Origin of the sequence: Halalkalibacter okhensis, assembly GCF_000787375.1 — a bacterium.
GTDB classification, from domain to species: Bacteria; Bacillota; Bacilli; order Bacillales; family Bacillaceae_D; genus Halalkalibacter; species Halalkalibacter okhensis.
Window position 1 is genome coordinate 1 of sequence record NZ_JRJU01000009.1, and the last position, 12,598, is coordinate 12,598.

Below are 12,598 nucleotides of genomic sequence, written 5' to 3' on the forward strand. Positions count from 1 at the left end.
TCCCATTAATGCTTTTAAATCAATCATTTGAGCAGCACGAATGCCTTTTTCTGTATAAAACCTTTCTTCATTAAATACATCGTAATTTCCGTATCCTTTTTTTAAAAGAATAACCGAGATATTTGTATCTAATAATTGTAAAATGTCTTGATCACCTGTTAAGATCGCAACCTCTGAATGTTGCCCCATTTCTTTTGCCAATGTCCCAATGCAGTCATCCGCTTCAAAGCCTGCTAAACCGATATTTGGGATGTCAAGCTCTTGGACCACTTCTTTCACTAAATCAAATTGAGGTATTAATTCTGCTGGTGGTTCCCCTCTGTTTGCCTTATATTCCGGATATAATTCCGTTCGATACGTCTTACTCCCCATATCCCAACAACAAATAACATGCGTTGGTTTGTGAGCATTTACAGCGGTAAATAAATGCTTGATGAATCCATGGATGGCATTAGTTGGTACTCCCTTACTATTGACCATAAAATACCCGCTCATTGCCGTTGCATAGAAAGATCGAAATAATAACGCCATACCATCTACGAGTAAAATCTTTTTATTATCCATTCCCTAATCTCCTTATTAAACAACATAAAAGACATGTGAATGCATGACACATGTCTTTTACTTCATTATAAACTTTTTATTCGTTAACCTCTAGTCGTAATTGGCCACCAATGGAATCCATCTTCTGCAAGTAATTTATCGGCCTGTTTCGGTCCCATCGAACCAGCTTCATATGCAGCTACCTCAATATCTCTACTTTCCCACGCTTTTGAAATGGTATCAATAAATGTCCAAGATAAGTCCACTTCATCCCAATGGGCAAAGTTTGTTGCATCACCTAACATACAATCATAAATTAATCGTTCATATGCTTCAGGTGTATTCGATGTATCAACACAATCGTGACAATAATCTAATTGAACAGGTGTAGTTTCACCTGAAGTCCCAACTTTTTTTCCATTTAGCTGAAGCGTGATGCCCTCATCCGGTTGAATGGAGATTTCTAGCAAATTAGAGTATCTTTGTGAATCTTCATTATAATATAGATTCATTGGTCTATCTTTAAATTGAATGACAATTTTAGTTGATTTTTGAGTCATTCGTTTTCCCGTGCGGATATAAAACGGAACACCTGCCCATCGATGATTATCAATGAGAATTTTTCCAGCGACAAAAGTCTCTGTAATAGAATTCGGATCTACATTCTTTTCTTCACGGTACCCTTTAACTTCCTCTCCATCAATAACACCTGTATCGTATTGAGCTCTAACGAAATAGTTCGGTGTTTCTTCAACAGAGAAATGTCTAAGTGCACGAAGAACTTTAATCTTCTCACTTCTTATTTCATCTGTTGTTAAGCGGATAGGCGGGTCCATCGCAAGCAATGATACCATCTGCAGCATATGATTTTGCACCATATCGCGCAAGGCTCCAGAAGTCTCGTAATATCCACCACGATCTTCGACACCTAATGTCTCACTTGAAGTGATTTGAATGTTTGATATGTATTGATTGTTCCATAAAGGTTCAAAAATTGCATTAGCGAATCGAATGACCTCAATATTTTGTACCATATCTTTACCTAAATAGTGATCAATACGGTAGATTTCATCTTCTGAGAAAGCTTGACGTATCTCATTGTTTAATTTTTCGGCTGAAGGAAGGTCACGCCCAAAAGGCTTCTCAATAATCAGTCTTGTCCAACCACTTGTTTCCGTCACTTTTTCTGATTTTAAATTTGAAGCAATCGTTCCAAAATACTCTGGTGACATTGCCATATAAAAAATACGATTTCCAGGGATTTCATATTTTTCATCCATCTGTTTTAATTTCGCATCTAATTCATGATAGGATTCTTTGTTGGTCACATCAAAAGGAAGGTAATAGAAATGGTTACAAAAACGCTTCACCAATTCAGCATCTTCCCCGGTAGGAATTGAATTCGTTACATTTTCACGTAACGTTTCATCTGACCAATCTCTTCTTGCAACGCCTATTACGGCGAAGTTTTCTGACAGTTTTCCCGCTTTATATAATTTATAAATGGACGGAAATAACTTTCTTTTTGCTAAGTCTCCTGTTACACCAAAAATAACAACAGCTGTTTTAGGGTTCTCTATGTTTTTCATTCGTCCAGCCTCTCTTTACGTAGTTCTCTCTTCTCCTATTAAGAAAGTAACGCAAACTTACTCATTTAGTCAACTTTCGAAACTTATTATCTTCTATTTTTGCCATCGAAAGATAAAATAACCGCACGGATTTCTTTAAATAAATCTATGGATGATTACTTTTGTTACTGTAATTGAAGGCAGAAGCAAGGAAAAGAATTTTATTTTTTCGGATTTTTTATAATATTATACGAAAAGCCAATTATAGTCCAGTTCATTTTTGTTAGGTAGCTGAAAAAAATGCCCTACTAACTCAAAAATACATTGTGTATAAAGACCCATCTAAATAGACCTACAATAAGCAGATGAATGAATTCAAACATTATTTTAATATTTTAAAATATTAAATCCATCGGGCTACAGAACGATTATGCCGACATCCCTTTCGATCTTTCGACAAAAACAGAAAAATGTATCTATGATGATCGAAAAACTATACCCTTAGTATGAAGTTTTTTTGCACCTACTTCTCAAAGTCATATTTCCTTTTAAAATACGTAGTTGCCAAGTCTAGAAGGTAAAGTGATCTATACAAGAAAGAATAAACATGACTATTAGACTATTCTATTTTATATAACATTAGTTCTTTAGTGTCCCTAAATAGATTGATATTCTCAAACCATTTATCTTATATAGGTAATTTCAAATAGTTTGCAAAAGAGAAAAAGGTATATCACTATACGTACCAAGTAGTCAAAACTCCATTATCTGTTTATAATCCAATTTGTGTAAGGTAGATAACAATATTTGGAGGGATCTATTTGAAGAAGAAAAAACTACTAATAACTACAGCACTTATTGGAACAATGGCATTTGGAACGACCGTATCTACAACTCTTGCCCATGATGCTCTCGGTTCAGATGTAAACAAAGGAGAAGAACGCCTTGTTTTCTCAAACGATGATTTAAAGACTTTAAGTAGTAGTCTGTTAAATGGGACAAAAAATGTATCAAATTTTCATGAGGCAGCAGCTGTACAAATTAATGAATTAGATGGTGTTCAAAATAACACTGCTGATGTTTATGCACATAAAGGTTATGCTTATTTAGGCACTCATACAGCAAATGGAGCAAATGGCGGTGTTCGAGTATTTGATTTAAAAGATCCTTCAAACCCTGTTGAAGTTGCTATTTTTGCTAATGATATTCCACATACTTGGCAGGAAAAAGTCATTGTTAAATCTGTCAATACACCACACTTTAAAGGTGATCTTGCAGCAGTCAGTATTCAGCAAACCTCCAGAAACCATTCGAACAGACCAAATAGTGTTGGCGGCGTTCTTTTATATGATGTGAGCGATCCAACAGCTCCCAAAAAATTAGGTTTCTATGAGTTAGATAGACGAATCACCGGTACACATGAACTATATTTAACAACACAAGGAAATCGTGCAATTGTTCTTGCATCAAGTCCATACGCTGATTATTATACACACGGAGAGAATGAAGACTTTCAGATTATCGATGTCTCGGATCCCTCGAGCCCAGAAAAATTATGGGGATGGGATCCAAGAGAACTCGAAGAAATAGATAATGACTTTAATGGATACCACTGGAATGCTCCTGATGGACATACTAGACCTGTCTTTAATCATAGTGTTATCACCGATAACAACGGTCAATATGCATATGTGTCCATGTGGGATTTAGGGACAGTCATTTTCGACATCAAAGATCCAGAAAACCCTAAATACCTTGGAAGAACAGAGTATCGGGATGATCAAAAGGGAGCAGCTCACTCAGCTGCTTTAGCACGAGGTGGGAATATACTAATAGAAACACGTGAAGTATCCAACCCAGTTGGGGATGGCTATGAAGACGCATATGGATATACGCGTATCCTAGATATCAAGGATAAAACAAACCCTGTCCTCCTTAGTGAATTTACAACGGAGTTAACTTTTGATATCCCTGAAACTTCACAAGGTAGAACCACTTTTGCTAAAACTGTTCACGATCCAAAAGTACAAGGCAATACGTTGTATCTATCCTATTATTCTGGAGGAGTAATTATGGTGGATATTACAAATCCAAGTAACCCTACAGAAATCGGTCGCTATACACCTGATGAAGCTAATGTTTGGGGTGTTTTTGTAGACCGTAACTATATATTAGCATCGGATATGGGGCAAGGATTAAAAGTGTTAACAAGAGGACACCAAGGGAACAACGGTAAAGGGCGCTAATAAATAAAAGGCTGGCTCTATGGTCGCAATCGACCAGTTGAGTCAGCCTTTATTTTTCACATTTTAAAATAATATTCCCTACTTTCCCATCCAATTCTTTTTGCAAAAGTTGATGTTCATCTAACAAATCCAACAAATTTGAATCCATATTTGGAGTAAGTGTGATATCAATGAGTTGACTTTCTATAGAGGAAGAAACTTTTAAAGTATTAATTTTCGAAAAACCTGTTTCCTCAAGCTTTTCTTTCCACTGATCCGCCGTGTTACATTCTTGTAATTGATAAAATTCTTTACACCGAATAAGCTCTGTTTTCTTTATCGGTTCCACAAAAGACATTTCGTTTAACAATAAGATTCCATTATTCTTTAGGACTCTATGGCATTCATTTAAAGCCTTCTTGGCATCCACAAATGCAATGATAGATTCACAAATAATATAATCATATGTGTTGTTTAAAAAAGGCATCTGCTCAACTGAGCCTTCAAACACATTGATGGTTGCTCTTTTGCTAGCGAATCTTTTTTTCACTTTTTTGAGCATCTTTGGATGATTTTCAATGACATCTACGTTGCAATGAAATGAGCCTTGTAAAAATAAAGCCGTATCACCAGTCCCACATCCAACATCCAATACTTTCATTTCTTTCCTAATTGGCTCATTCAAGAAGATGGATTTTGTACGATTAAATCCACCTGGATGGGCACTTCCTATTTCTAATTCACTTAAAAAATCTACATAGCTATACTGACTCACCTCATATCTCCTCCTCTTTGTTGTATTGTATGAATTCCGTTCTTACTTGTGTCTTTAGGATTTGTGCGGAATTTATTGAGCGCTAGGCCAATGAATAATCAACTTACTCCTTCACAAATAGAATAGAGTGAACAAGTTATTTTTAAGAAAGGAGAGAATCAAATGGGTTATTATGATCTTTGCTGCCGGTATATAGGAAGAGATGTTACGATCACTTGTAAAGATGGCAAGAAATTTTCAGGGAAAATTACACACGTTACAAATACCCATGTGTACCTACAACCAACTGGTTCCCAGTTCGGTGGATTCGGATATGGTTATGGATGGGGTTATGGATATCGTCCTTGGGGATGGGGATTCCCAATTGCACTAGCTGCTATTGGAGGGTTTGCTCTAGGGGCCGCTTTATGGTGGATTTAATAGACAGCATGAGGATGGCCAATATGAGCCATCCTCATCCATATTCTTCAACCTTTTAAAATTTTAGCACCCACAGTCATATCCATAACCATATCCATACATCGGTGCAGTTGTTGTACCTGGGTACATCCAACTAGCTCCCACAATCACTAATAAAATAAACAATACAACGATTAGAGAAAATCCGTCTGCCATCTCTATCTCTCCTTTTTATGTCGCAAGCTAAGGTACTTTCTATTCCTATGTAAATCGCTACTTTTTGTTTGGGCTAATGACTAATTTATGAAATTTATTCGTTTTTTTATTTGTAATAAAGCATGACAAAAATAAAGCAATCTCCTAGGTCCCTATTCAATAGCCTATGAGAGAGCTTCTCAAAAAGATTTGTTATTAAGTGGTATGATGAGGAGGTTATTTAATATGGATGAAATGGAACAAAAACAAAAGGAATTAGAAATGAAAATAAAAGAAGTAGAAGCGAAGCTAGAGACTTTACAAATAGCTCAGGAACAACAGCAAAAACAATCAGACATCTCCGAAATAGTTGATGCGATGTTAAGTGAGAAGGAATCTGCTTTGGCACAAGAGCTAGAAAATAAAATACAGCAGCAGCAATTACAACTAATTAAATGGTCTGCAGGAACCGGAATTAGTGTGATCGCTGTTGTCATCAGTATCTTCAGAATTTTTTTTGTATAAAACCATGTGAACTAATTGGAAAATCAACGGTATTCCAACTGAGAAAATACTGCTTTCTCAGTTGAATTTATGCAATGTTTTATCTAGATTCAAGTTCAACCCCAATAACATACTGCATTTTTTTTAATGCATAGTAGATGTCCGTTGTATAGATCTTCTCATCGACTAATAATAATAATTCCATTTGCTGAAAATCGGTATCACGCAAATCCTTTACTCTTACTTTCCTTGCTTTCATCTGTTGTTTTTTTAATTCTTTTAACACAACTGTAAGTTTGTCCTCAGAGTTTACCGTTATTTTCACTTTAATTTCTTTTTCCCTTAGTGCCCTTGGTCCAATGAATTTAACGATAAATGGCAATAACTCAACACTTATGAGTAAAAGAGCCGTTGCAACAATAGCTTCAAGCCAAAAGCCTGCACCACATGCAATACCAATGCCCCCAGCTCCCCAAATCATCGCTGCGGTTGTTAATCCTGATATCATGTCGTTATTTCGCCTTAGAATAACTCCAGCGCCTAAAAAACCAATCCCTGAAACAATTTGTGCAGCAAGTCGTAACGGATCCATCGGCTTGCTATGGGCTGCCGCGTAATTTTCAGCACCAGCGATGGATACAAAGGTAAGCAAACAGCTCATAATTCCAATGACTAGGCATGTTTTTAACCCTAAAGGCTTTCTCTTTAATTCTCTTTCTAAACCAATAACTGTACATAAAATGATGGCAATAGCTAAGTTAAAAAGAAAACTATTAGGTTCAATGTTGACAAACATCGTATTCCTCCATTTCTACCTTTCTTACCTAATATTTCGCTATAGCGTTTGTAATATCCTCTTTTCCTCTTTTTAGACAAAACCAAACAAAAAGGTGACTTAAAAGAGTGACAAACTCTCCTAAGACACCTTTTCATTATGAAGAAAACTATCTAGCTTTTATAAACATTTGAACCCACGCACCATGATAAAACCCAACACCAATCGTATCGTACTCAGGCTTTAGAATATTTTCACGATGTCCAGGGGAATTCATCCAATCTCTCATCACTTGTTCAGGTGTTGTTTGCCCTTTTGCTATATTCTCACCAGCTGCTTGGTAACTAATTCCAAACGTACGCAACATATCAAATGGGGAACCGTAGTTTGGACTTTGATGGGAGAAATAATTAGAGTTAATTAAGTCTTGTGCTTTTTTATGGGCGACATTTTTAACATCCGCTCGGTGCTGCAATGGATTTAAGCCACGCTGTCTTCTTTCTTGGTTTACTAATGCGACGACTTGATCTTCAAAGGCACTATGATGAGAGGCTTCCGGTTTTAAACGGATCACTTCCCCTACGTGCATATTTGTCGGAACCACATCAGGGTTCAATCTCATAAGTTCTTGATAATCAAGTCCATACCGCTTGGCGATAAACCAAAATGTATCTCCCCGTGACACCTTATAATGAGAGAAAGGTGGCTCATTAAACATTTTTACTTCTGCATTGGCAGAAGGTTGAACAGAAAACATCGACATCAAAACGACAGCTACCATTAATACATGTAATCGTTTCATTTCTAACCTCCGAGAATTATAATTTACAACTTTATTGTCTCTAGGTTTAGTGAAACGATACATAAATAATCGTCTATGTAAGGAAATTTTAAACGATTTTATTTAAGCTTAATACACTCCTCGAATATGGGAATGAACCTCCTCTTGATAAAACTCTTTTATCTTTGCTAATTCTTCGTGAGTAAAAGAAGGAACATTTATAGCTTGCAAGCTGTCTTCTACTTGTTTTACTGTCTTAAATCCTGGAATAGCACAAGTAATCGTTTCTTGATCTAGAATATAACGTAACGCCGCTCTTGTCATATTTCCACGGCCTTCTTCGACCCATCTTAAATTATTGCTTAACTCGACCCCTTTATGAAATTCAAGTCCACCAAATGTTTCTCCAACATTAAAGGCTTGGCCATCTCGATTAAAATGGCGATGATCATCTTCAGCAAATGTAGCATCCTCCGTAAACTTTCCAGTTAAAAGACCACTTGCTAATGGAACACGAGCTAATATTCCCACTCCTTTTTCTTTGGCTTTTGGAAATAGCTCCTCTAATGGCTTTTGCCTTAACATATTAAAAATAACTTGTAATGCTTTGATATTAGTCTTCTCCAAACAGTAAAGTCCCTCTTCAATGGTCTCCACGCTTACACCATAATGTCTGATTTTTCCTTCTTGTTGAAGTTGATCTAGCACACCAAACACTTCACCATGCTTTATAATCTCAAAAGGGGGGCAATGAATTTGAAATAAATCAATTTGCTCCCTCTGTAAACGCTTTAAACTTGCTTCACAATAAGCTCGAACGCTTTTTTCAGAATATGTTTCCAAATCATGAATGTCTCCTGCTCTACAAAACTTCGTAGCAATATAGATTTGATCTTCTTTGCCTTTTGTCGCCCTGCCAAGCAATTCTTCTGCGTGACCGTCTCCATATACGTCAGCTGTATCAAAAAAGTTCACTCCAGCGTCCATTGCATATGCCAAACCTCTTAACGCTTCTTGGTCATTCGATTTCCCCCAAGAACCACCAATTGCCCATGTACCAAAACTTAATTCACTTACTTTTAATTGTGTGTTACCTAATTGACGATAGTTCAAACTCTTCACTCTCCTCATTTGAAATGGAGTAAAAGAAACGTAATGTCGCCCTTTTACTCCATATTATTTCTAGCATTAAAAATCAAAATTATCAGGATCTGGACCTACACGCTCATCTTTATTTAATTGATTGATTGCTTGCATGTCTTCTTCTGACAGGGAAAAATCGAATATATTTGCATTATCGATAATGCGCTCTTCTTTCACCGATTTAGGAATTGTAATAACTTCATTTTGCAAATCCCAACGTAAGATGACTTGTGCAGGTGACTTCTCATATTTAGCAGCAATAGAGGTGATTGTATCGTCTGTTAAAAGCTCCCCTTGCTTCAGTGGTGACCATGCTTCTAATTGAATCTCTTGCTCTTTACAAAACGCTCTCAACTCTAATTGAGCTAGATGTGGGTGGTACTCAACTTGGTTCACCATTGGCTTAATTTCAGCATCCTGTAATAAGTCTTTGAGATGATGAATGTGAAAATTACTAACGCCAATTGCTTTTACACGACCTTCTTTATAAAGCATTTCTAAAGCTTTCCATGTGTCCTTGTATGTTCCTGCTTTTGGCCAATGAATCAAATAAAGATCCAAGTAATCAAGACCAAGCTTATTTAAACTTGTATCGAATGCTTTTAAAGTAGACTCATACCCTTGATCGGCGTTCCACACTTTAGATGTAATAAAGAGATCGCTACGCTCCACTCCTGATTCCTTAATGGCCTTGCCAACTCCCTCTTCATTTCCGTAAATAGCAGCGGTATCAATACTACGATAGCCTGCTTTGATTGCGGCTAAAACCGAATCAACAACCTCTTGACCATCCTCTACTTTGAATACGCCTAAACCAAACCATGGCATTTCTACACCATTATGTAACGTTACAGTAGACTGTAATGTAACCATCAATATCCCCTCCTATATAGATATTATCCACCATTTACCTTTAAAATGAAAACGATTTGCTCTATTTCCGGTGATGATAGGTTTCTATTGACACATCGGACATTAGGCCGCTCTTCTCTTTAACATAAATTAGTTCTAATGAATGCATCGCTCTCGTACAAACCGTGTACAATAACTTTCGCTCCGTTTCCTTGTTATATGAAGAGTTTGAAGCATTGTAAACAACAACAGCATCAAACTCTACCCCCTTAGCTAAATAAGAAGGAATAATTAACACGGCTGATTCATACCCTGTTGAATTTTTTTTGATTAATCGTACATCAAGGTTTTCTTTCATTTCTTTGTACAAACGTTCACTTTCCGCAGCAGTCTTACAAATAATGGCCACTGTTGGATACTTTTCTTTCAATTTCCTTACTCTTCCAATTAATAATTCATTCATGTGTTCATACGAATCCGCTTTCCAACAAGTTGGTTTCTCACCTTCCCTGTTAAAAGGATCGATTTGTGCATGGATGATCCTCTTGGCAAAGTCTATAATTTGTTTTGTTGATCTATAGCTTTGTGTTAACTCATATTTCTCAATCTCCTCTTTATCATATAGAGATTCTAATGCAGAAAAGCTACTTATTTTTGAGTGGGCGTAGATCGATTGATTTTTATCACCTAATACCGTCAACTTTGCCCTAGGGAACATATTTTTTATAAAGGCAAATTGAAAGGGTGAATAATCCTGAGCTTCGTCGATAAATACATGGCGTATTCTTGTATTTACTTGAAAGCCTTCAAGCTTTCCTTTTAAATACAAAAATGGAGTGGCATCTTCATAAGGAAATATCGATTGCTTCATTTTAGTTATTGATTGATGGCACAACTCAACTGGCAAAGTCTTTTTAAGTAACTGTAAATAGATTGCCGGAACATCGATAAATCGAAGTTCCTTTATATTCTCTTTTATCTTTTTAAATCTTCTTTTGACGACAAGCGCTCGTAATATTTCTTGTTCTCGTTCGTATTCATAAAACGAATCCGAGTCTTTCTTTTTTTCCTTTTCAACTTTATGATGAACCTTTAATAAAACTTCATTATCTAGAAGTTCAATTTCTTGCTCGACCCATTCCTTGTCCCGTTCTTGAAGTTCAATTCCCCTAACTTCTTTCAAAAGAAAATCAACAGTCATTTGAAAACGATTTGGGATAGATAGTGTTTGATCTACCTGATAAAAATAAGATTTAATTTGCTCACTTGAAATCAATGTTTCTCCATTTAACTTAAGATCACAAAACATGAGTCCTTCTTTTTCAAGTGATTGAATAAATCGATCCATCAATTGCATATATTCTAATGACGATTTCACTTTAATACTCTCAATTTTCCCCTCATATTCTTGGTCAGCATTCGCAGATAAAACATATTCCATTTGATTAAAAGGATCTTCAAGTGTCCATGAATCACCTAGCCGATACTCTAAATAGGACTGAAACGTCGTTTGTTGCATATTTTCTTCCCCTAATTCCGGTAAAACGGTTGAAGTATAGCTGTTGAATAAAGGATTAGGAGAAAATAATACGACTTGATCGGCTTCAAGTGTTTTTCTAAAGCGATATAATAAATAAGCCACACGTTGGAGAGCTGCTGATGTTTTTCCACTACCAGCAACACCTTGAACAATTAAAAGCTTCCCTCGGTCATTACGAATAATCTGATTTTGCTCCTTCTGGATAGTCGCAACAATATTCTTCATCTGGGAATCTGACTGTCTTCCTAATACTTCCTGGAGCATTTCATCTCCAATCGTAATACCTGTATTAAACATATGCTCGATTTGACCTTTGCGAATGATATACTGTTTTTTGATTTCAATATCTCCAGAGATCGGTCCAATCGGAGTCTCATACGTTCCAGGGCCAGGGCCATAATCATAATACAAACTAGAAATTGGCGCACGCCAGTCATACACATAAAAATCTACACCATTTTTATCCACGAAAGACGATGTCCCTATGTAAACAGATTCTGCTTCTGTTTCGCCTTCTTCTAAAAAATCAATACGCCCAAAATAAGGAGACTCCTTTAACTTATGTAAACTCTTCAATTGTTTTATATCATGCTGATGACTTCGTTCTCTCTCAGACATAAGTTCGGCCTGTTGCTTAATGCTAGCATGTGTTTCAGCTGCATCATCAGCTGTATCAAAATTAACCGTTACGTCATCCCAGAATTTCTTACGGATATCAAGAACATCTGCTTTAACTTCACCCAATTTTCCTTGTAGTTCATCTTCTCTTTTTTTCACTTCTTGAACGACTAAATCTACCCTCTGTTGTTCCTCTTGCCATTCTGTATGACGACTCATCGACCCACTCCTCAAACCACATATTATTGCTTATTAGCTGGTATATACATATTTCAATAAGGATATGCATGTATCCTCTTTTCTTTCTGTATAAAAGACCGACATTGACACAAATTAAAGTTACTAAAATTAGAGCAAAAGGGGAAATTATTATGGCATCTGATGATTATATTGAAGAATGCTTATATCGGGTACAAAATTTAATCGATCGCGCGTTAACGGAACTGATGGAAGTGAAAATGATTCGTGAAAACGATCCGACTGAATATGCTTTTATTCAGAAAGAGCTTGCTGATTTACAAGGAGAAGTCAATGAGCTTGTAAGCGAGTATAATCAGGATCCTCGCTTAGAAGATGCCCAAAAACGATTAAATGAGGTACGTGAAATTATGATAAAAGGGATATAACAACTATTGAGATCAACAAACATTCGCTGGGATGAGCCACTCTTTCTATAACAA

Annotated in this window: 13 protein-coding genes; 4 read left to right on the plus strand and 9 right to left on the minus strand. The window is 36.4% G+C overall.

Going from position 1 to position 12,598, the window contains the following annotated elements:
- The coding region (locus tag LQ50_RS08310) for a 5'-3' exonuclease (RefSeq protein ID WP_034628102.1) at positions 1-564 on the minus strand (564 nt) is incomplete at its 3' end.
- Positions 565-647: 83 nt separating this feature from the next.
- Positions 648-2,132, minus strand: a complete 1,485-nt coding sequence (zwf, locus tag LQ50_RS08315; protein ID WP_034628104.1) for a glucose-6-phosphate dehydrogenase — start codon at positions 2,130-2,132, stop codon at positions 648-650.
- 800 nt (positions 2,133-2,932) lie between these two features.
- Between zwf and LQ50_RS08320 the strand changes: the two genes are divergently transcribed.
- Positions 2,933-4,357, plus strand: coding sequence for an LVIVD repeat-containing protein (locus LQ50_RS08320; RefSeq protein WP_034628106.1), 1,425 nt, complete (start codon positions 2,933-2,935; stop codon positions 4,355-4,357).
- Between the two features lie 49 nt (positions 4,358-4,406).
- On the opposite strand, the gene LQ50_RS08325 is transcribed toward LQ50_RS08320, so the two are convergent.
- Positions 4,407-5,111: a class I SAM-dependent methyltransferase gene (locus tag LQ50_RS08325; RefSeq protein ID WP_052144659.1), complete on the minus strand. Its 705-nt coding sequence runs from the start codon at positions 5,109-5,111 to the stop codon at positions 4,407-4,409.
- Between the two features lie 162 nt (positions 5,112-5,273).
- Between LQ50_RS08325 and LQ50_RS08330 the strand changes: the two genes are divergently transcribed.
- The gene (locus LQ50_RS08330) at positions 5,274-5,531 is read left to right on the plus strand and encodes a hypothetical protein (protein ID WP_034628107.1); all 258 of its coding nucleotides are present in this window, start codon (positions 5,274-5,276) and stop codon (positions 5,529-5,531) included.
- A gap of 63 nt (positions 5,532-5,594) precedes the next feature.
- Here LQ50_RS08330 and LQ50_RS24895 read toward each other — a convergent pair whose 3' ends face one another.
- Positions 5,595-5,726, minus strand: coding sequence for a YjcZ family sporulation protein (locus tag LQ50_RS24895; protein WP_084138677.1), 132 nt, complete (start codon positions 5,724-5,726; stop codon positions 5,595-5,597).
- Positions 5,727-5,951: 225 nt separating this feature from the next.
- On the opposite strand from LQ50_RS24895, the gene LQ50_RS08335 reads away from it, so the two are divergent.
- Positions 5,952-6,230 (plus strand): hypothetical protein, encoded by a 279-nt coding sequence (locus LQ50_RS08335; protein WP_034628109.1) that lies wholly within the window; start codon positions 5,952-5,954, stop codon positions 6,228-6,230.
- A 79-nt stretch (positions 6,231-6,309) separates the two neighbouring features.
- On the opposite strand, the gene LQ50_RS08340 is transcribed toward LQ50_RS08335, so the two are convergent.
- The 5 genes from LQ50_RS08340 to helD all read right to left on the minus strand — a co-directional run bounded on the left by LQ50_RS08340 (position 6,310) and on the right by helD (position 12,137).
- Complete coding sequence (locus LQ50_RS08340; RefSeq protein ID WP_034628110.1) at positions 6,310-7,005, minus strand: MgtC/SapB family protein; 696 nt, start codon at positions 7,003-7,005, stop codon at positions 6,310-6,312.
- A 148-nt stretch (positions 7,006-7,153) separates the two neighbouring features.
- Complete coding sequence (locus LQ50_RS08345; RefSeq protein ID WP_034628111.1) at positions 7,154-7,786, minus strand: CAP domain-containing protein; 633 nt, start codon at positions 7,784-7,786, stop codon at positions 7,154-7,156.
- Between the two features lie 108 nt (positions 7,787-7,894).
- Complete coding sequence (locus tag LQ50_RS08350) at positions 7,895-8,878, minus strand: aldo/keto reductase (protein ID WP_034628113.1); 984 nt, start codon at positions 8,876-8,878, stop codon at positions 7,895-7,897.
- Positions 8,879-8,953: 75 nt separating this feature from the next.
- Positions 8,954-9,781, minus strand: coding sequence for a glyoxal/methylglyoxal reductase (pgoN, locus tag LQ50_RS08355; RefSeq protein ID WP_272913710.1), 828 nt, complete (start codon positions 9,779-9,781; stop codon positions 8,954-8,956).
- A 61-nt stretch (positions 9,782-9,842) separates the two neighbouring features.
- On the minus strand, positions 9,843-12,137 hold the full coding sequence (gene helD, locus LQ50_RS08360; protein WP_034628118.1) for an RNA polymerase recycling motor HelD: 2,295 nt from the start codon (positions 12,135-12,137) through the stop codon (positions 9,843-9,845).
- 152 nt (positions 12,138-12,289) lie between these two features.
- Between helD and LQ50_RS08365 the strand changes: the two genes are divergently transcribed.
- Positions 12,290-12,544 (plus strand): DUF2524 family protein, encoded by a 255-nt coding sequence (locus LQ50_RS08365; RefSeq protein WP_034628119.1) that lies wholly within the window; start codon positions 12,290-12,292, stop codon positions 12,542-12,544.
- Positions 12,545-12,598: the final 54 nt, after the last annotated feature.